The sequence below is a fragment of the Gemmatimonas sp. genome (assembly GCF_036405635.1).
Taxonomy (GTDB): domain Bacteria; phylum Gemmatimonadota; class Gemmatimonadetes; order Gemmatimonadales; family Gemmatimonadaceae; genus Gemmatimonas.
The window spans coordinates 1-20,335 of sequence record NZ_DASWXE010000238.1; the positions used below are offsets into that span (position 1 = coordinate 1).

Consider the following 20,335-nt stretch of genomic DNA (forward strand, 5'->3'; position numbering starts at 1 on the left):
CCCTCCGGTCCCCTAATACTTAGGCCCTGCGGTTGGGCCCGGATCCGGGCCGATCCCGGCCACCACCCGGGTACTGCGCAGCCCCCCTCTCAGGAGCGACCAGATGTCGATGATGTCGGAGTTCAAGGAATTCGCCATGAAGGGCAGCGTCCTCGATCTGGCCGTGGGTGTGGTCATCGGCGGCGCGTTTCAGAAGATTGTCGACAGCATGGTCAATGACATCATCATGCCGGTCGTGGGCGTGGCCACGGGCGGTATCGACTTCTCCAACCGCTTCATCGCCCTGAGCGGCGGCCCCTTCACCACCCTCGAAGAAGCCAAGAAGGCCGGTGTCGCTGCCATCGCCTACGGTCAGTTCATCAACCAGATCCTGACCTTCGTCATCGTGGCCTTCACCCTGTTCATGGTCATCAAGGGTGTGAACCGGATGCGCCGCACCTCCCCGCCGCCAGCCAAGGTCTGACCACGCTGGGCCGGGCCAGGCTCACCTGCCGCCTACCACAAACCGCCCGGACCGTCATCTGACGTCCGGGCGGTTTGTTTTTGCATCACTCTGGCAGCGGGCCCAGATCCACGAGCACGGCACCCTTGTCGACGGCCTGACCCTGGCTGACCCGAATCCCGGTCACGACACCGGCCGTGGTCGCCCGGAGTTCGTTTTCCATCTTCATGGCTTCGATCACCACGAGTCCCTGCCCGGCACTGACGGTGTCGCCTGCCGCCACGGCGATGCGCACCACCAGCCCGGGCATCGGGGCCACGAGCGGAGCTGGCCCACTGGCTGCCGCCGACGCGGCCGTCAGGTCACGGATGGCCCGCATGCGCTCATCGAGCGCCTCGGCCTCGACCCGCGCCCCATCGACATCGAGCAGCCAGCGCCCCCGCTCGCTTCCGCGGCGCGCTACCACCCGATGCACCTGCTCGCCCAACCGCACGAGCTTCACGGGCGTACCCGCGATCGGGGTGAGCGCCACGTCGACGCGTTCCCCGTTGACGACCGCGTGCGCTCCGTCGAGCTCCACGGTGATTCGTTCGCCGTTCACATCCACGATGTACTTCACGCGGCCTCCCGCCCCTGCGATCGCTGCAACACACACACGGTTTCTACGTGTGCGGTCTGCGGAAACATGTCAAAACAGTGCACCGAAACGATGTCCCACGACGGCATGCGCGACAGGTCGCGCGCCAGAGTCGCAGGATCACAACTCACATAGACCAGCCCTCGGACGGTCTGCATGGTGTCGTCTTCCAACCATGCGGTCACCCGCGCATCCACACCGCGCCGCGGCGGGTTGAGCACCACGACATCGGGCACTCGCCCCGGAGACGACAGCCGGGGGATCGCCTGCTCCATCAGGTCGCATACGACCTCCCCCCTGCCCGCCACCTGCTCGCCCGCGGCGCGCAACCGCGCTTCCGCATGACGTGCGCCCACGGCGTCTGCCTCGACCGCGATCACCTCATGGCCGGCCACCGCCAGTCGCTCGGTCAACAGACCGGTGCCTGCATAGCCGTCCACCACGCGTGTGGGCGCAAACTGCGTGACCGCCGCATACACATGTTCGCGAAGCGCATCAGCCACACGAGCATTCACCTGCGCGAAGGCGAGCGCTTCGCCCGCTTCGGGCGCGGCGCCGTCTTCTAGGGCGGCATCACGCGTCCCGTCGGCGGCCTCCCACCAGACGGCGCGCACCTGTGGTGCCCGACGCAGCAGCGCAGCGCTCCACGATTCCCGATCTTCCCACACCGACCCGCCCTGCAGCACCACCGTGACTTTGAGATCACTGGCAGCACCCGAATGGACAACGCCTGTTTCGCTGTCGAGCCGCAGTCCGAGGCGGAGGGCATCCGCATTGGGCATACCCATCGTCCGATCCGCCAACAACGGGCGGAGTGCGTGCCAGGTCTCGACGAGCAAAGGATGCGCGATCTCGCACTGCTCCAGCGCGAAAACCCGGCGTGCGTCGTCGTGAGGGTGCAAGCCACCAATCCATCCGCCGCTGCGCCGCAACAACACGAGCGTCAACCGACCGCGATAGTGCCACTCGAGATCGGCGGTGATGGGTGGCAACGACACCTCGCGTCGACCAACACGGCGCAATGTCTCCTGCACCATGTGCTGGCGCGCCAGACGCTGCGCAGGGCCATCGACATGCTGTAGCTGGCATGCACCGCAGCGGTCGTCCTCGTAGTGCGCACACCGCGCATCCACGCGCTGTTCCGAGCGCTGCAGCAACTGGAGCACCCGGCCACGCCCGTGCCGCGCATGACGAGTGTATGCAACCTGCGCGATATCGCCCGGCGCCGTGCGCGGTACGAACACCGCCATCCCGTCCATCCGACCGACGCCCTCACCGCCGGCCGCGAAGCCGTCGATGGTCAGCACGCCCGTGTGTTCGGGGAGCGCCGCACGTTCGCGGCGCCCCCGATTGGCGTTTCGATGCTGGTCCTGTCGGCCCGGACGGCGACTCACGTTCAGCGCAGCCCCTCACGGCGAGCCAGCGCGGCCCACGCGCTGGGCGGCACATCCCGCACAACCGTATTGCCCGCAGCGGCAGCCGCCGGTGCACTCACACGACCGGCTGACCGCTCCTCGTGCGCCACCAGTGCGGCCGCGATGGCCGCCAAACGCAGCGTTTCCGGATCGGTGTGTGGTCCCGTCAACGTGCCCAATCGCTGCTCGAGCCACTGGATGGTGATGTCGCCGCGCTGGAACTCGGCATCGTCCATCACGCGCAGGTGAAACGCGCGCGACGATTCGATACCGTCGATCGTGAGCTCGAGTAGCGCACGACGCATGCGCGAGATCGCCAGTTCACGCGTGGGCGCATGCACGATCAGCTTGGCCAGCATGGGGTCGTAGTGCAGGCCCACCACACTGCCCGCCTCGATGCCACCGTCCCAGCGCACGCCCGGACCGCTGGGCAGGTGCAAATACTCGATGCGACCCGTGCTCGGCAGGAAACCATTGGCTGGATCCTCGCTCGTGATGCGGCATTCGATCGCCCAGCCACGCGGTGTGAAGTCCTTCTGCGCAAACGGCAATGCTTCGCCGGCCGCGATACGGATCTGCCACTGCACCAGGTCGATGCCCATCACCAGTTCGGTCACCGGGTGTTCCACCTGAATGCGCGTGTTCATCTCGAGGAAGTAGTACTGACCATCCTTGTCGAGCAGGAACTCGCAGGTGCCCGCATTCACATAGCCTGCCGCCTTGGCCGCCGCGACGGCCGTGGCACCCATGCGGGCACGCAACTCCGGTGACACCGCTACACTCGGTGCTTCTTCGATCATCTTCTGATGACGGCGCTGCACCGAGCACTCGCGTTCACCGAGGTGCATGACGTTGCCGTGCGTATCGGCGAGCACCTGGATTTCCACGTGACGCGGGCCCTCGATGTACTTCTCGAGGTACACGGCGTCATCGCCGAATGCATTCAGCGCCTCGCGGCGCGCCGACGCGAGCGCATCCGCTATGTCTTCCTTCGCCCGCACGACGCGCATGCCCTTGCCACCACCGCCCGCGGCGGCCTTGAGCAGCACGGGGAATCCGTATGCCTCGGCGATCGCAATGGCTTCGTCCGCATCCTTCACGCCTTCGGTGTTGCCAGGCACGACGGGGACGCCGGCCGCGATGGCCAGCTGACGCGCCGCGGTCTTGGAGCCCATGGCTTCGATGGCTTCGGCCGGGGGGCCGATGAAGACCAGACCGGCATCCCGCACCGCCCGCGCAAACCACGCGCGCTCGGAAAGAAAGCCGTAGCCCGGGTGAATCGCCTGGGCGCCAGTACGCAGCGCCACCTCGATGAGGCGTTCGCCCACGAGGTAGCTCTGACTGGATGGGGGCGGACCCACGAGCACGGCCTCATCGGCCTCGCGTACATGGGGCGCCTGCGCGTCCGCCTCCGAATAGACTGCGACCGTCTTCACGCCCAGTTCCTGACAGGCGCGGATGACACGCAGCGCGATTTCGCCGCGATTCGCGACGAGCACCTTGTTGAACATGCCGAGCCTCAGAGCGGGAGATTGCCGTGCTTCTTCGCCGGATTGCGATCGCGCTTGCCCCGCAGTGACTCGAGCGCCTCGATGAGGCGCGGGCGCGTGTCGCGCGGATCGATCACGTCATCGACATAGCCGCGAGCAGCCGCGATGTACGGGTTGGCAAACTTCTCGGTGTATTCAGCAACGCGCGCGTCCATGGCGGCCTGCGGATCGACGGCTTCGGCGATCTCCTTGCGGTACAGGATTTCCACCGCGCCCTTGGGACCCATCACCGCAATTTCGGCCGTCGGCCAGGCGACGTTGAAGTCGCCGCGGATGTGCTTGGAGCTCATGACGTCGTACGCGCCGCCGTAGGCCTTGCGCGTGATGACGGTGAGCTTGGGCACGGTGGCTTCGCAGTATGCGTACAGCAGCTTCGCGCCGTGCTTGATGATGCCGTTGTGTTCCTGCGTCACGCCCGGCAGGAAGCCCGGAACGTCCTCGAACGTGAGGAGCGGAATGTTGAAGCAGTCGCAGAAGCGCACAAAGCGCGCAGCCTTCATGGATGCATTGATGTCGAGCACACCGGCCAGCACTGCGGGCTGGTTGGCCACGATACCGACGCTCTGTCCGCCGAGGTGCGCGAAGCCGACGAGGATGTTGCCGGCGTAGTCGGGCTGCACTTCGTAGAAGGTGCCATCGTCGACGATGCGCGTGATGACTTCGCGCATGTCGTACGGCTTGTTCGGATTGTCCGGCACGACATCGAGCAGCGACTCTTCGCGACGGTCGCGCGGATCGCGGCCCGTGCCACGCGGCGCGTCATCCACGTTGTTGCTCGGCACATAGCGGAACAATTCACGGATGTGCTGCAGGCAAGCCAGCTCGGAGTCACACGCGAAGTGCGCCACGCCGCTGGTGCCTGCGTGTGTGTCGGCGCCGCCCAACTGCTCCATCGTCACGTCTTCGTGCGTGACGGTCTTCACCACGTTCGGCCCCGTCACGAACATGTAGCTCGTGCCGCGCACCATGTAGATGAAGTCGGTGATGGCCGGTGAGTACACGGCGCCACCGGCGCACGGGCCGAGGATGGCCGAGATCTGCGGGATCACGCCCGAGGCTAGCGTGTTGCGCAGGAAGATGTCGGCATAGCCACCCAGCGACACCACGCCTTCCTGAATGCGCGCACCGCCGGAGTCGTTCAGGCCGATCATCGGCGCGCCGTTGCGCAGCGCGAGATCCATGACCTTGCAGATCTTCGCGGCGTGGGCCTCGGACAGCGATCCACCAAAGACCGTGAAGTCCTGGGAGAACACGTAGACCAGTCGTCCTTCGATGCGACCATGGCCGGTCACGACACCGTCGCCATAGATCGGCGCCTCGCCCTCGGCGAGCGACCGGGCGGTGGCGAAGCGGTCGATTTCGACGAAGGAGCCTTCGTCGAGCAGGACGTCGAGGCGCTCACGGGCAGAAAGTTTGCCCTTGGCGTGCTGGGCAGCGATGCGGGCGGCGCCTCCGCCCTGTTCCGAAGCCTCACGGGCGACCGCGAGGCGCTCGAGCTTGTCACGCATGGAAGTCTGGGATGACTGGGTCATGGCGCGGGAAGCTAGCCCCCATCCTAGGGCATTGGTAGCGATGCGCCGATCAGTCGTACCACGGGGCGTCCCGGAATCCCCTCGTCCCTCCGATCCCACGTCCGGGACACCTTTCGCCCGCCATTCAGGGCGAGAAGGCCCTCGCCTGTTCGTGGCGGCTGATCACATGGGCGCGCAGAACCTCGAGGGCATTGGTGAAGCTGGCCGCCCCAGTGAGGTACGTGGCGCCTTGCTGCTCGCCGTCCGGACCGATCGCGTACGGCGCGACGAGGGCATGGTGCCGTCCGAGCAGGGCCTGCATTCGGGTGGGTGTGAACACCGTCGACTGCAGAGTGGCCACGTGCTGCCGGTAGCGCGCGAAATACACGGGGTCGTCGATCAGGTAGCGCAGCAAGGGCCACTGGGCGCCGCTCACTTCACTCATGGACAGCGACAGCGCGAGGGGATTCGGAGACAGTGCTTCATTCATGTCCCACGGAATCCAGGTGAGTCCCTTTCCGGGCTGGTTGTACAGGTAGTGGTTCTGAGGGAGTGCCCCGTACACATCCCAATTCACCATCACATTGTTCACGGCGAGATAACGCAGGAAATGATCGACGTTGAAGGTCGCTTCCAGTGAGTCACGCCAGCGCTCCGGTGCGGTCAAGCGCATGGGGTTGTTCAGCACGGAAACAAAGGACTGTATGTCACTCCAGTCCGCGGCGTCTTCGTTGTTCTTCTTCTCGAGTTGATCGCGCACGAAAGTGAGGAAGCGCGACGTTGGCTTGTACACATTGCCTTGGTCACTGCCGAACTGCGCGGCGATCATGGTGTCTTCGATGATCTCGACCATGGTGTACACGCCCACATAGCGCGAGCCCGCGCCGAAGTCGATGAATACGCGATAGAACGCCGTGCGTGCGGCGGGTACGCCCGCCAGACGGAAGATGTCGGCCGCCGTCTTTTCGCGGATGAGCGAGAGGTCGCGGAAGTTCGGCGACATCGACACCTCCTTGAAACCATGGAAGCGCTGATTGCCGATTGCGGGGAACTCCTCCTCGAACCGATCGAAGTTCAACCGGAATGGCAGCTTGTAGTTGCCAGTGATCCACGCAGAGCCGAGCGAAGAGTTGCCCTTGAGTCGGAAGCCGACATGGGGCCAGGTGCGGCCATTGAACTGCAACGTGACATCGATGTAGTCGGGATCCTTGCGCGGGATAGCGAAGCCAGCCCCGCCGGCACCGAAGTCGAAGCCCCACAGCGCGGTCATGTTGGTGCGGATGCTGCCCCATTGTGCGCCGGTCATGCGGATGTCCAGTCGATTGACCGCATTCTCCGGGAACACCACCGCGTATGCCGTCGCGGCAGAAGGCCCATGCGACGCCTCACTCCACCCCGTGTCTGTGGTGGGCGGAGTGACATCCGGCGAATGATCGTCCGGAGCCACGGCATCCTGCCGACAGGCGAACAGTGCGCCACAGAGTAGCGCTCCGATCGCGTGTCGCAATACGCGGATAACAATCATTCACCACTATACAGCAAAACGAACGCGCGGGACGCCTCTCGGCATCCCGCGCGTTGTGTCCAGTTGCTCTCTTTCCGCGTGCTTCACGCGTGAAGAGGGGCGCTGGCGCTCTTGAATCAGTTGGCCTTGTAGATGATCGGCAGCACGACCTTGGTCTTCACCGCGGCGCCGTTCACCTTGCCGGGGTTGAAGTCGAGCTTGGCCACCACCTTCTTGGCCGCTTCACCGAGCGCCGTCTGCGTGGCGTCCACGACTTCCACCGACGCCGGATCCACCTTGCCCTTCGAGTCGACGACGAACTGGAGCTCAACCATGCCACCCACACCGCGGCTCTTGAGATCGGCCGGGTAGGATTCCTGAATCAGGCGCGCCGCGTTGGTGGACGAGGTGAGCTTGGGCGGGTTGGTGACTTCCGAGATCGGGTAGACCTTGTCGTCCTGGGCAGCGGCGGTACGAGCAAGGGGGCCGGCGAGCAGCAGGGCGGCAACGGCGGGGAACAGCGCAAGACGGAACGTCGACATAGGGATTCGATCCTCGAGATCGCGACGGGACAATTTGGATAGCCCAGCACTTCGTCTTCGAAGCGAGGGGATTGCCGCACGCGGTCTCCCAGTGAGATGCGTTCGACACGATGGCTCTATCGGCTGTTGTCATGGAGAGCTAAAGTGTTTCTCACATCACCATTCACATTCGTCACAGCCCCGGCACAGCGCTGGTATGTTTGGGGCTTGGTGGCCCAATCTGTTTCGGCCGAGGCCACTGGAACGTCCCTTGCGAAGGATCTTGCTCATCGTCAGCAGGTCCCGTGTCCTCCCTCCCATTTCCGCAATTCCAATCCATGTCCGTGATCCCCGACCTTCACGATGATGCCCATCTCCGCCGTGTCCTGTTCGCGGCAGGGATTCTTCTGCTGGTGATTCCAGCCGTTCAGGTGGTGATCCAAGTGCTGCCCCTGCAGCTGAGCAACATTCAGTGGCGTTTCGCGGCGGCCAATGCCCTCTCGGGTGGGTTGCTGCTGCCCAACTTTCTTGGCTTGACGCTTCTCTTGACCATCGCACGCCGACTGGGTCAGCCCGGCTTGCAGCGCGTGGTCGGAATTCTCGCGGCGCTATATGTGCTGGGCCTGGGCGCCTCGCTGGCGCTGTTCGCGCTGGATGCTTCCCAGCTGAAGGCGATCGTGAGCACCCAGATGGCGACGGCTTTCCGGAACACCACCCTCCGGGTGTCGATGGTTTCCGTGCTCTTTCTCGTCTCCTATGCGCTGCTCGCCGTCGCGGCATTCCTCACGCCGAAGGGCGAGGTCAAAGCGCGCCGGGAGAAGGGTGGAGAGGAAGTGGTGGGGCTGATCGTCGGGCAGTAGCACACGAAGCTTCCGGCGGTCCCGTTACAGTTCCCTGCAACCCCCTCACTGCTTGTCAATCAGCGGTGAGGGGGTTGGCGCTTCCTGAAGCAGGAACATCCCGTATTCCAGCAAATGGTGCGGTCCTGCAACGACTGTGTGTATTTTATGCAACATTCTGGAATGTTCCTGTCCTGATCCACCAGACCGCTCGGGCTGAGCTGTCCTTATTCAGAGGGAAAGACACGGTTATTCAGGTTCTTGAAGATTTTCATTTTCCGGCATGGATTGTGCTCTACCTCACGTCACCAGTAGGTCCATCCAACAGCACCCCTCCCGACTGAGGTCTGAATGAAGCGCGCAATCCTTTCGACGCTGGCTGCGGTTGCCAGCCTGGCCGTTACACAGACGGCACAGGCGCAGGTGAATATCGTCGGTACCACGACGGGCTGTTTCTACACGACATCGAACGCGAACTGCATTGGCAGCAGCTACGGCGGCCTCTCCTTCACGGGCGGATCGTTCAACGTGTCGGCCAGCCAGGGTGGCTACTACGACCTGGACGACCTCAACGACTATCTCGGCAGCTTCGTGCTCGCGTCGAACACGAACACGAATTTTGGAGATCCGCTCCGGTTCCGCCTGACGGTATCGTTCAGCTCGCCGACTTCGGCTGATCCGAACCCGTACATCAGCACGGCGGACTTCGACGGTGATGTCCTCATCAACAGCAACGGCGACGATCTCGACTTCGATTTCAACAACAGCTGGTCGATGATCGACTATGCGGGCGGAAGCGATACCTACTTCTACATCCGCACGAACGACATCTCGAACATGGGCCGCGGCGATACGCGTCTGGTCACTGGCAACATCGCGTGCGAGGACGGCTGGGAGGACATCTGCAAGCGCGATGGCTCCACGCCCCCGGTGCAGGCGCCGGAGCCGGCCAGCCTGGCCCTGCTGGCCGCTGGCTTCGCTGGTCTCCTTGGCGTGAAGCGGCGCCGCCAGAACGGCTGATCAACAGTTCGTTTCAAGGGTAGAGAAGGCGGGGGGCACCTCATCTGGTGCCCTCCGCCCATTTTTTTGTAAGAGCCAAATGTTGTTCTTTTACCTCAACGGTGTTGCAACGGTGACACATGAGGCTTTTGCTTCTTTGCGATCTGTGTTCCAAAGCAGGGAGTATTTCCCCGAAAACGTGCAATAATTTCCAAAAAGGGAAACAATTTCCCGGCATGAAAAGTGCTACGTAGGGAATCGTCATCACATAGTTCCTTCCCGCACTTATTGAGGTGTTGTACATGAAGCGTTCCCTCCTGACGATTGGCGCCCTCGCCGCCTCGGTTGCCGCCGCCGGCACCGCGTCTGCCCAGACGGTCTCCTCCCAGACGGGTACCACGTACTCGGTGTCGTCCATTGATGACGGCATCAATTCGAACCAGATGGGCGGCATGAAGGTGACCGCCACGTTCGCCAACGGCGCCTCGGTGTTCGGTTTCTGGAGCAACCTGGGCGGTGGAAGCTGGGGCGTGAATCTCTCCAGCGGCCAGACGCAGCTCATCAAGGTTTCCATGAACGGCGGCACCGACACCTTTGATGGTCCGTGGCGCGTGGACCTGTATCAGGGTTCGCCGAACCTCACCACCCTGCTCTTCGAAGGTGGCCCGGCCTACGGCAACGTGGCGTTTGATCGCAGCAACGGGTTCCAGGGGAGCTCCGGCACGGCCGGGTCGAGCACGGGCAACGACTTCGACCTTCTGGCAGCGGGTTGGGGCGGTGTGACCGCGACCTACAGCAACGCGATCGGTCTTGGTGCGGCTGCCCCGGTTGGCGATCTGTTCCAGCAGGTCTTCGTTGACTTCAGCAATGCGTCGTACCGTACCTGCTACCTGGTCGTATTCTGCAGCACGGACAACGACGTGCCGGACAACGGCAACAGCCCGTTCTACTTCGAGATGGACACGGACAAGGCCGTGTTCAACACGACGCAGGTGCCGGAGCCGACGAGCCTGGCGCTCCTCGCGACGGGCCTGGTGGGCATCTACGCTGCGCGTCGTCGCCGCAACGCCTGATTCCTGCCCGTTCGAAAGCAAAGAGCCCCCGCCGTCATGGCGGGGGCTCTTTGTTTTGGCGGGTCATGACGCCCCCACTGTTTGGATGCGCCCGCAGCAATCCTCCGCGGATTTCTGGCCTTTGGCTTCACCAGATACAAAACGGCCCCCCAGTCAACTGACTGGGGGGCCGTTCTCACGAGCTCAGGACTCAGAGTCCGAGTTCGTCTTCCGAGCTGTGCACCTTGCTCGGCTCCGCCGGCTTGGGCGGCTGCTCTTCCGGGATCGACGTCACGGCGAGCACGATGCGGCGGTGGATCGGATCCACCTCCAGCACGCGCATCACGAAGTTCATCGCTTCGTACGTGAAGTCGGCCGGATTCGTCACCGTGCCTTCCGGGTTCAGCTGGCTGACCGGAACGAAACCCTCGATGTCGTTGCCGAGATCGACGACCACGCCCTTGTCCATCAGACGCACAACCTTGCCCGGGAGCTCGGTGCCCACCGGATAGGTCTCACCGATGCGAAGCCACGGATCTTCCTCGGCCTGCTTGAGACCGAGCGAGATGCGCTTGTTTTCGCTGTCGATGTTGAGGATGACCACGTCCACCGCGTCGCCCTTCTTGACCACTTCCGACGGATGCTGGACACGCTTGGTCCAGGACATATCGGAGATGTGAATCAGACCGTCGATGCCCGGCTCGATTTCGACGAAGGCACCGAACGAGGTCAGGTTGCGGACCTTGCCATTGATGCGCGTGCCGACCGGGTACTTGAGCGGCAGGATGACCCACGGATCCTGCTCGGTCTGCTTCATACCCAGCGAGATCTTCTCTTCCGTCTCGTCGACCTTGAGCACCACCGCTTCGATCGCTTCGCCGATGCTGACGATCTTGGACGGATGGCGGACGTTGCGCGTCCAGCTCATCTCGGAGATGTGCACGAGGCCTTCGATGCCCGGCTCGAGCTCGATGAACGCGCCGTAGTTCGTGATGGAAACGACCTTGCCCGAGACACGCGTGCCCACGGGATACTTGGCCGCCACATCCTTCCACGGGTAGCTCTGGAGCTGCTTGAGGCCGAGCGAGATGCGCTCGCGCTCCCAATCGATATCCAGCACCTTGATCTCGAGCTCCATGCCGATCTGCACCATCTCGCTCGGATGCGAGATGCGGCCCCACGACATGTCGGTGATGTGGAGCAGGCCGTCAACGCCACCGAGATCGATGAATGCACCGAAGTCGGTGATGTTCTTGACGACGCCCTTCCGCACCTGATCCTTCGCGAGCTCCTTCATGAGCTTCTCGCGCTTGCCCGCGCGTTCGGTCTCGAGGATCACGCGACGCGACACCACGATGTTGCGGCGACGCTTGTTGAGCTTGATGATCTTGAACTCGTACTTCTGGCCGAGCAGCTCGTCGATGTTGGGCACGCGACGCAGCGCGATCTGCGAGCCCGGGAGGAACGCGTCGACGCCCATGAGGTCGACGACCACGCCACCCTTGATCTTCTTGACGAGCGTGCCTTCCACCGGCTGATCGCTCTCGTAGGCCACACGGATGCGTTCCCACACCCGCATGAAGTCGGCCTTCTTCTTGGAAAGGACGACCGAGCCTTCCTGGTCTTCGAGGTGCTCGAGGAGGACTTCAACTTCATCGCCCGCCTTGAGGTCGGGCATGTCCTTGAATTCTTCGAGCGGGATCGTGCCTTCGGACTTGAAGCCGATGTCGAGGACGACGAGGTTCTCGCGAATCTCGAGGACGCGCGACTTGACGATCTCACCTTCCTCGATCGACGCCAGCGTGCCGTTGTACAGCTCCATCATCCGCTCGTACTCGTCGGACGAGAACTCGTCCTCCTCGTAGAGCTCGGGGCGACGGTTGGCGAGCGGGCGCAGCTGACTCTTCTGCAGGTCGCGCTTTTCGCGCGCGGTCAGCTTGCCATAGGCCGGCGCATCAGCGTTGTCCATCGCTTCTGCAGCTTCGGCAATTTCAGCGGCGAGCTCAGGGCTCAGTTCGGTGCTCATACGGTGTGGGATCTCCAGTTTCGCGGTACTGCACTCGCCGCGCCGAGAAAGAGGTTGAGAGTGTCCCGTCGTGGTACGAAGAAACCACGGGAACCCAATAACATAACGGGACGAGGAAAAGGGTTCAACGCCCATTCCTCATCCCGTTCGATCATCGGATCCCATGGCAGAGCCCGTCAACTGCCTCGCCGGATCCGGTCCCGGGTGGCTCTGGCCAGTGCGACAATCCGCTCCACCTGCTCTGCCTGGGTCACCGTCGTGGTGTCGATGGTGATGGCGTCCCGGGCGGCCGCACTCTGCGTGGCGTCCTTCGCGTCCCGGGCCACGAGTTCTTCTGTCTCGTTGGCAATCTCGGCATCCGTCGGACGCCGCCCCAGTCGCTGCACCAGCCGTCGCCGCGCCCGTTCCCAGGAATCGGCGATGAGGAACACCTTGAGCTGCGCGTCGGGGAAGACCGTGGTGCCGATATCCCGACCGTCCACGACGACGTCCACAGATGCGCCAGCGCTCCGCACCACGTCATTCACCCAGCTCCGCACCAGGGTCATCTGGGCAATGCGGGACACCTGACGAGTGACGGGTGCATCACGAAGGTCGGCATCCCGCTCAATTCCGTCGACCAAGGGCAGCACGGAACGTTCGGTCAGGCGCCACGACACACGCGCCGCATTGGCCAGTACGGCTTCCGGTTGCCAAGCCTCGGGCTCGCCGCAGGTCTCCAGGGCGAGAAATGTGATTGCCCGGTAGAACGCTCCGGAATCGACATGTCGTACCCCCAACTGCTGCGCCACCCATTGGGCCGTGGAGCTCTTGCCCGAAGCGGCGGGTCCGTCGATCGCGATCACGAGGGGAGCACTGGCCGTTGCAGCAAGTGCTTCCGAACCGGCCGAGGCACTCGCGGCCGATGCAACTGCAGCTGAAGGCGCCGATCCCGTGGCCTGGGCCAGGTCTTCCCAGAACCGGGGATACGACACGTCCACGCAATGCGGATCATCGATAGTGATCTCGTTGCCGGGAATGGCCCCGAGTACCCCGAATGCCATGGCCAGTCGATGATCGCCATGCGTGATCACATGCCCACGCAGCGGTGTGCGGTTGCCAGTGATGCGCATGCCGTCCGGCAACTCTTCGGCATCGACACCAAGCGTGCGCAGATTCTCCACCACGGCACGGATGCGATCGCTCTCCTTCACACGCAGTTCTGCCGCGTCGGCGATGCGCGTTTCACCGTCCGCCTGCGAGGCGAGACAAGCCAACATGGGCAGCTCGTCAATGCAACGCGGAATCTCGGCACCCTGAATGACCGAACCATGCAGCGCCTCAGGACGCACCACGAGGGTACCGATCAGTTCCCCGCCCACCAGGCGTTCGTCCGCGATGCTGAGCGACACCCCCATGCGTTGCAGCACATCGAACGCGCCGGTACGTGTGGGATTGAGACACACGTTTTCGAGACGTAACTCGCCGCTGTCCGCCACGGCAGCCAGCGCGGCGAAGAAGGTGGCCGACGACGGATCGGACGGCACGACGACATCGGCGGCCGTCACCTGCTGGTTGGCCGGCAATCGCACCGTGCGCTCGGTGATCTCGAGTGCAACCCCACGGGCGAGCAGCATACGCTCGCTGTGATCGCGCGAACGCGAGGGTTCTTCGACGATCACCTCCACACCAGACGCGAGCCCCGCCAACAACAACGCGCCCTTCACCTGCGCACTGGCGTGTGCGCTCACGTAGTTGGTGCCGCGTAACTGTGCACCGTGGACACGCATGGGCAGGCCATCGTGCCCAGGCGCGCCCTCGAACTCGATACGCGCTCCCATGGACGTGAGCGGCGACGCTACACGCCGCATCGGACGGCGGCTCAGGCTGGCGTCGCCTTCAAAGCGCGCCACGCGGCCAGGCAGCCCCGACACCAACCCGCACAGCAAGCGGGTCGTGGTGCCACTGTTGGCGCAATCCAGCGCGGCCTGTGGCGATGCCAGTGCCGCGATACCACCACCACGCACCACAAAATCCGCACTCAGTGCGGGAATGGCGACACCCATGGCTCGCAGTGCCGACGCCGTGGCGTGCACGTCGGCGGAAGCGAGAATGTCGCGCACGCGCGTTTCACCGTCTGCCAACGCGGCAAAAATGAGCGACCGATGACTGATGGACTTGTCACCGGGCGCCCGGATGGTGCCTGCCACGTGCAGCGGCTGGCGTTTGCTCAACGCAGCCACGCCTCCAGCGCGGTGGAGGCATCGGTGCGATCATCACGGTACTTCACGATGACCGGTGTCTGCAGCGAGAGGCCCTGCGCTTCGCCGAACGGTGACGACACGCGGCGGGCACCGGGCACGACGACGGCGCCTTCGGGGATGATCAGCGGCTGGTCGGCGGTGGCGCGATGCACCGTTTCGTTCACCAGGTCATAGACCGGCGTTCCGCGCGTCAGCACCACACCGGCGGCCAACACGGCCTTGGTGCGTACCACGGTGCCTTCGTAGACACCACAGTTGCCACCCACCACCACGTCGTCTTCGATGACCACCGGCGACGCGTTGATCGGCTCCAGCACGCCACCGATCTGTGCGGCCGCACTGAGGTGCACGCGTTCGCCGATCTGCGCACAGCTACCCACGAGTGCGTGCGAGTCGATCATGGTGCCACGACCGACATGCGCGCCCACGTTCACGTACATGGGCGGCATGCACACCACACTGGGCGCGAGATACGCACCACGACGCACCGTCGATCCGCCAGGCACGATGCGCACCTGGTTCTCCACGCGGAACTCGCGGGCGGGGAACGTGTGTTTGTCGAAGAAGTTGAAGGCGCCGGCGCCGCCCATCTCCACGACGCGACCGAGACGGAAGCCAAGAAGGATGGCGCGCTTCACCCACGGCACGGCGCGCCATGTGCCATCGGCATCACGTGCCGCGGCGCGCACATCACCGCGCTCGAGGTGGGCCATGGTGGCGTCGAACAATTGCTGTGCGTCGGCAACGAGCGGCGCACCGCTGTCGAGCAGCAGGGGGTCGTTGCAACGCGCTTCGAGATCGGCGAGGGAAAGGGCCATGAATCAGGAGTCGGCCGAAGTGTCGTAGTGAATGAGCGAGTCAGGACGCGAGCGCGCCGACCTGCACAAGAATGTCGCGAACACGCGTCTGATGCACGTCGGCCAACGGCACAAGGGGCAGGCGCAGCGTGCTGGTCATGCGTCCCATCATCGCCAGCATGGCCTTGGCGGGAATGGGGTTGGATTCGACGAAGGCGGCATCGATGAGCGGCGCGACGCGGGTGTCGAGAGCCCGGGCTGCGGTCAGATCACCGCGCGCCATGGCCTCACACAGGTCCACCATCAAGCGCGGTGCCACATTGGACACCACGGAGATCACGCCCTCACCGCCGTGGGCCATGACAGCCAAGGTGAGGCCATCGTCGCCGGAGAGCACGGCAAAATGGTCGGGGCGGTCGCGAATGATCGAGGCGATCTGGGCCACACTGCCGGATGCTTCCTTCACCGCGACGAAGCGCGGATCGGCAGCGAGTTCAAGGCAGGTGCGCGCCTCGAGGTTCACGCCAGTGCGTCCCGGCACATTGTAGATGACGATGGGCAGGTCGCAGGCGTCGGCGATGGCGCGGAAATGCGCCACGAGCGCGCGCTGCGGCGGCTTGTTGTACATCGGCGTGACATGCAACAGGTGCGTCGCCCCGATCGCCTTGAGTTCACGTGAAAGCGTGATGGCCTTCTGGGTGTCGTTCGAGCCAGCGCCGGCAATAACGGGAATGCGCCCGTTCACCTGCTCCACCGTGATCTCCACCACCCGGCGATGTTCGGCGGCAGTGAGGGTGACGGCCTCGCCGGTGGAGCCGCAGGGGATCACCATGTGCATCCCCTGCTCCACCTGCCAGTCGACGAGCGCACGCAGCGCGTCTTCATCGAGCGCGCCGCTCGCTGTGAACGGCGTCACGAGCGCTGTACCACAACCACGAAGTCGGGACGTCATGATCTGCTCAGGTCGAAGGCGTGGCGCGCAACACATCGCGCATCGTATACAAGGCGGGCGTGGTCTGGCGGGACAGCCAGCGGGCAGCGGTCAGTGCACCATCGGCAAACACACGACGGTCGCGCGCTTCGTGCACGAGTTTGATCTGTTCGAACGGCGCATCGAAGATCACTTCATGCGTGCCGGGTACCGATCCCACACGCACGCTGCTGACGGGCACCTGGTGTCCGAGTCCGGCGGCCAGCCGTTCGGCGATGGCAATACCGGTGCCGGACGGTGCGTCCTTCTTGGCTGTGTGGTGCGTTTCTACGACATGCGTGTCGAATCCGTCCACTTCGCGCAGTCGACGCGCTGCATCCTCAGCAAATGCCAGAAACAACTGCACGCCTACCGAGAAGTTGGGCGCCCAAAGAGCCGGCGTGCCGGTCTCCCGCACGGCCGCTTCGAGGTCGGCCAAATGCGCTGTCCACCCAGTGGTACCCACCACGATTGGACAGCCGAGCGCGAGCAAGGTGCGAGCGTTGCTGAGCGCCGCTTCGGGGCGGGTGAACTCGATGGCCACGCGGGCGCCTCCCAGCGCCTCGCGCGTCATCGAATCCATCTCATCGGCGCCAAGACGGGCCACCACTTCGCAGCGCCGCTCGATCGCCAGCGCATCGATGGCACGCCCCATCTTGCCCATGCCCACGAGAGCGACGGGCAAGACGGGCGTGCCGTCAGTAGTTCGGTCGCTAGTTCGGTCGCTGGTCATGCGGCGCCCTCGAAGAAGGACGCGTGCAGACGCTGCATCGCCGGCACGACCTGATCATCGTCGATGACCAGCGTGACGTTGATGCCCGTGGCGCTGAGTGATGCCATGTGCACGGGAATGGGTCCCAGTGCGGCGATGGCATCGGCGATGGCGCGACTGCCGTCGGCAATGCCGGCACCAACGATCGCCACGACACCGGCGCGGCGTTCCACCGCGACATCGCCAAACGCCGCGAGGTCCTGGAGGATGGCGCCGAGATTGTTGGTATCGTCGAGCGTGACCGACACTGATACTTCCGACGTGGTGACCACGTCCACCGAGGTGCGGTGATTTTCGAAGACCTCGAACACGCGCCGCAGGAAGCCGGGCGCGAGCAACATGCGCGACGACCGGAGCTTGACCAGCGTGGCGTTGCGCTTGCCCGCGATGGCACGCACGGGCAGACGCGGCGCGTCGAATGCGATCATCGTGCCCTTCCCTTCCGGCTTACGCGAATTGAATACGTACACCGGGATGCCACGCTGCACGGCAGGCGCGATGGTGGACGGGTGCAGGACCTTCGCGCCGAACGCGGCGAGTTCCGCGGCTTCATCGAAGCTGATGTGTTCGATGAGCTGCGCCCCTGGAATCACGCGAGGATCGGCAGTGAGCATGCCATCGACATCGGTCCAGATTTCGATGGCGGTCGCTTCAACTGCTGCACCAACGAGCGACGCCGAAAAATCGGAGCCACCGCGTCCGAGCGTGGTGGTCACGCGGCCCGGTGCCGACCCCACGAAGCCGCCCATGACGGGGATCTTGCCCTGCTGCAGCAGCGGCACGAGCCGTTCCTGCGAAGCAGCCGCAATGCCATCGAGGTCGGGTTCCGCGCGTGTGAAGTAGTCGTTGGTGCGCATGACATCACGCGCATCGACGTACACGCCCGGGAAGCCTGCCCTGCGGAAGGCGGCAGCGACGATCTGTGATGACAGCAGCTCACCCAACGCCGCCACCGTGTCGAGCGACCGCGGGGTGAGATAGCCCAGCGTGCGGAACGCTTCGGCGAGATGGGCGAGCTCGTCGAAGGCGTGACCGATCTCCACCGCGAGCTCTTCGGCTTCCGGTGAACCTTCGAGTAGCGCGGCCGCCTCTTTGAGGTGACGGTCGCGGAGCTGTTCGACGATCTGCAGCGCTGTCAGCAGTTCGCCGGCGGCCGCCTTGTGCGCGAGGTCGAGCAGCAGATTCGTGGCGCCGCCCAGGGCGGAGACCACGACGATCGGCTGATCGGCCTGCTTGCTGGTGACGATTTCGATGACGCGACGAATGGCAGTCGCGTCAGCGACCGAGGTCCCTCCGAACTTGCAAACGATCACGGGGCACCGATCCCCGCGAGCTGCCCGGAGGCAGCGAGCAATTCGGCGTTGAGGATCGATCCACCGGCCGCGCCACGCACCACGTTGTGCGACATGGCGACAAGACGGAGATCGAAGAGATGGTCGGCGCGCACGCGACCGATCGTCGTGGCCATGCCGTTGCCACGATTCACATCACGGCGCGGCTGCGGGCGATCGTTTTCGTCGCGGATGATGAGCGCTGGCTCCGGCGCGGACGGCAGTCCCTTCACCGCCTCATGGCCGGTCCAGTTGCGCAGCACCTCGAGTGCCTGTTCGGGCGTCGGCTTGCGCTCGAACGCCACCGACAGGCACACCGTGTGACCGTGCTCCACCGGCACGCGGTTGGCGTGCGCGCTGGTCACGATGTCGGCGTGCTTGATGCGGGTGCCGTCGAACGTGCCGAGCAGCTTCACCAGCTCCGTCTCGATCTTGGGCTCTTCATCGCCGATGTACGGGATGACGTTGCCCAGAATGTCGAGCGAGGCCACGCCGGGATAGCCGGCGCCGGACACCGCTTGCATGGTGGTGGCAAAGACTTTCGTCACGCCAAAGGCCTGGTGCAACGGCGCGAGTGCCGCCGCGATGACCGTGGTGGCACAGTTGGCGTTGGTGACGATCGCGCCCGTCCACCCGCGCACCTGCCGCTGATGGGCGAGCAGTGCCAGGTGATCCCCGTTCACTTCGGGGATCACGAGCGGCACGTCGTCCGCCATGCGGTAGTTCTTGGCGTTGGACAGCACGAGGCGGCCAGCACGCGCGAACGCGGCCTCCACATCACCGGCGACACCGGAGTCGAGCGCCGAGAACACGATCGGCGCCGTCACTTCGTCGGGGGTGCACAGCTTCACGGTGAGCCCCGCCACCGACGCCGGGAGCACACCCTCAAGCCATTTCGCTGCCTCTGAATACGATTTGCCCGCGCTGCGCTCGGAGGCAGCGACTTCGACGAGATCGAACCAGGGATGGCCTTCGAGCAGGCGGATAAACGCCTGTCCGACGGCACCGGTGGCGCCCAGAACGGCGACCGGCCAGCGAGTGGATGAGGGTGTCATGCGAGCAGAGTGCGGACGATTCTCACGTATGCGTCGACCGACGCATCGAGTTCTGCCACATCGATGTATTCGATGGGCGTATGGGCCACGTGAATGGATCCGGGCCCAAAGAGGAGCGGCGTGCCCCAGCGATCCAGCAGCGGGATGTCGCTCGTGTAGGCAACGGGCTCCACCTCGAACCCGTTGATGACCTGAAAATGTTGAGCCGGAATGTGGGAGCCCCATACCAGCTCCACACGATCTCCCGCCCATTCGGCGAAGAGGCGCTTGACGGGCTCCACGTCGCCGACCAGCCGGATCATGATCTCCGCTTCGGCCAAGCCGGGCACGATGTTGGCCTCGGTGCCGGCGCGCAGCACGCCGATGTTGTACGTGGTCTGGCCGAGAATGGGATCGACCGGCAGCGGCAGGTCGCGTAGCCGCGGCAGCAGCTCGAGGAGTGGATCGAGGGCGCTGCTGCCGAGGTGTGCATAGGCAGAATGGGCTTCCCGGCCACGTACCCGCACGATCACGCGCTGGGCACCCTTGCACCCTGAGGCCAGCTTGCTCTCGGTGGGTTCACCGTTCACCAGCCACTTGCTGGTGGGCTCGAGTCTATTGGCGGCGCGGGCGCCGGGCGAGCCCTTCTCCTCACCGACCACAAACAGGAGATCCACGCGCTCTTCCCCTCC

At 64.4% G+C, this 20,335-nt stretch carries 18 protein-coding genes; 4 read left to right on the forward strand and 14 right to left on the reverse strand.

Annotation, left to right across the window (positions count from 1 at the left end; all coding sequences use genetic code 11):
* Positions 1-103: 103 nt before the first annotated feature.
* Positions 104-463 (forward strand): large conductance mechanosensitive channel protein MscL, encoded by a 360-nt coding sequence (gene mscL, locus VGE27_RS18705; protein WP_331051193.1) that lies wholly within the window; start codon positions 104-106, stop codon positions 461-463.
* Positions 464-548: 85 nt separating this feature from the next.
* Here mscL and VGE27_RS18710 read toward each other — a convergent pair whose 3' ends face one another.
* The 6 genes from VGE27_RS18710 to VGE27_RS18735 form a co-directional block, all read right to left on the reverse strand.
* Complete coding sequence (locus VGE27_RS18710) at positions 549-1,061, reverse strand: acetyl-CoA carboxylase biotin carboxyl carrier protein subunit (protein ID WP_331051194.1); 513 nt, start codon at positions 1,059-1,061, stop codon at positions 549-551.
* Positions 1,058-2,473 (reverse strand): hypothetical protein, encoded by a 1,416-nt coding sequence (locus VGE27_RS18715; protein ID WP_331051195.1) that lies wholly within the window; start codon positions 2,471-2,473, stop codon positions 1,058-1,060. Before VGE27_RS18715 ends, VGE27_RS18710 begins: the two co-directional genes overlap by 4 nt.
* Before the next feature lie 2 nt (positions 2,474-2,475).
* Complete coding sequence (accC, locus tag VGE27_RS18720) at positions 2,476-4,005, reverse strand: acetyl-CoA carboxylase biotin carboxylase subunit (protein WP_331051196.1); 1,530 nt, start codon at positions 4,003-4,005, stop codon at positions 2,476-2,478.
* Positions 4,006-4,013: 8 nt separating this feature from the next.
* A complete protein-coding gene (locus VGE27_RS18725; RefSeq protein WP_345788044.1) occupies positions 4,014-5,552 on the reverse strand; it encodes an acyl-CoA carboxylase subunit beta in 1,539 nt (512 codons plus the stop codon).
* A gap of 148 nt (positions 5,553-5,700) precedes the next feature.
* Positions 5,701-7,080, reverse strand: a complete 1,380-nt coding sequence (locus tag VGE27_RS18730) for a CotH kinase family protein (RefSeq protein WP_331051198.1) — start codon at positions 7,078-7,080, stop codon at positions 5,701-5,703.
* Between the two features lie 116 nt (positions 7,081-7,196).
* Positions 7,197-7,601, reverse strand: a complete 405-nt coding sequence (locus VGE27_RS18735) for an energy transducer TonB (protein ID WP_331051199.1) — start codon at positions 7,599-7,601, stop codon at positions 7,197-7,199.
* Between the two features lie 317 nt (positions 7,602-7,918).
* On the opposite strand from VGE27_RS18735, the gene VGE27_RS18740 reads away from it, so the two are divergent.
* From VGE27_RS18740 to VGE27_RS18750, 3 genes are all read left to right on the forward strand, one after another.
* Positions 7,919-8,440 carry a hypothetical protein gene (locus tag VGE27_RS18740; protein WP_331051200.1) on the forward strand — a complete coding sequence of 174 codons (522 nt, stop codon included), beginning with the start codon at positions 7,919-7,921 and terminating at the stop codon, positions 8,438-8,440.
* Between the two features lie 330 nt (positions 8,441-8,770).
* Complete coding sequence (locus VGE27_RS18745) at positions 8,771-9,439, forward strand: PEP-CTERM sorting domain-containing protein (RefSeq protein WP_331051201.1); 669 nt, start codon at positions 8,771-8,773, stop codon at positions 9,437-9,439.
* Positions 9,440-9,720: 281 nt separating this feature from the next.
* Complete coding sequence (locus VGE27_RS18750) at positions 9,721-10,491, forward strand: PEP-CTERM sorting domain-containing protein (protein ID WP_331051202.1); 771 nt, start codon at positions 9,721-9,723, stop codon at positions 10,489-10,491.
* Between the two features lie 190 nt (positions 10,492-10,681).
* Here the strand turns inward: VGE27_RS18750 and VGE27_RS18755 are convergent, their stop codons facing one another.
* The 8 genes from VGE27_RS18755 to VGE27_RS18790 all read right to left on the reverse strand — a co-directional run.
* The gene (locus VGE27_RS18755; RefSeq protein ID WP_331051203.1) at positions 10,682-12,496 is read right to left on the reverse strand and encodes a 30S ribosomal protein S1; all 1,815 of its coding nucleotides are present in this window, start codon (positions 12,494-12,496) and stop codon (positions 10,682-10,684) included.
* Positions 12,497-12,672: 176 nt separating this feature from the next.
* Positions 12,673-14,709, reverse strand: coding sequence for a 3-phosphoshikimate 1-carboxyvinyltransferase (aroA, locus tag VGE27_RS18760; protein WP_331051204.1), 2,037 nt, complete (start codon positions 14,707-14,709; stop codon positions 12,673-12,675).
* Positions 14,706-15,557 (reverse strand): 2,3,4,5-tetrahydropyridine-2,6-dicarboxylate N-succinyltransferase, encoded by an 852-nt coding sequence (locus VGE27_RS18765; RefSeq protein ID WP_331051205.1) that lies wholly within the window; start codon positions 15,555-15,557, stop codon positions 14,706-14,708. Before VGE27_RS18765 ends, aroA begins: the two co-directional genes overlap by 4 nt.
* 40 nt (positions 15,558-15,597) lie before the next feature.
* The gene (gene dapA / locus VGE27_RS18770; RefSeq protein ID WP_331051206.1) at positions 15,598-16,488 is read right to left on the reverse strand and encodes a 4-hydroxy-tetrahydrodipicolinate synthase; all 891 of its coding nucleotides are present in this window, start codon (positions 16,486-16,488) and stop codon (positions 15,598-15,600) included.
* A gap of 7 nt (positions 16,489-16,495) precedes the next feature.
* Positions 16,496-17,239, reverse strand: coding sequence for a 4-hydroxy-tetrahydrodipicolinate reductase (locus tag VGE27_RS18775; RefSeq protein WP_331051207.1), 744 nt, complete (start codon positions 17,237-17,239; stop codon positions 16,496-16,498).
* On the reverse strand, positions 17,236-18,591 hold the full coding sequence (gene lysC / locus VGE27_RS18780) for a lysine-sensitive aspartokinase 3 (RefSeq protein ID WP_331051208.1): 1,356 nt from the start codon (positions 18,589-18,591) through the stop codon (positions 17,236-17,238). Before lysC ends, VGE27_RS18775 begins: the two co-directional genes overlap by 4 nt.
* Positions 18,588-19,664, reverse strand: a complete 1,077-nt coding sequence (asd, locus tag VGE27_RS18785; protein ID WP_331051209.1) for an aspartate-semialdehyde dehydrogenase — start codon at positions 19,662-19,664, stop codon at positions 18,588-18,590. The genes lysC and asd overlap by 4 nt, the downstream gene beginning before the upstream one ends.
* A partial coding sequence (locus VGE27_RS18790; RefSeq protein ID WP_331051210.1) for a M20/M25/M40 family metallo-hydrolase occupies positions 19,661-20,335 on the reverse strand: 675 nt, incomplete at its 5' end. The genes VGE27_RS18790 and asd, both read right to left, overlap by 4 nt.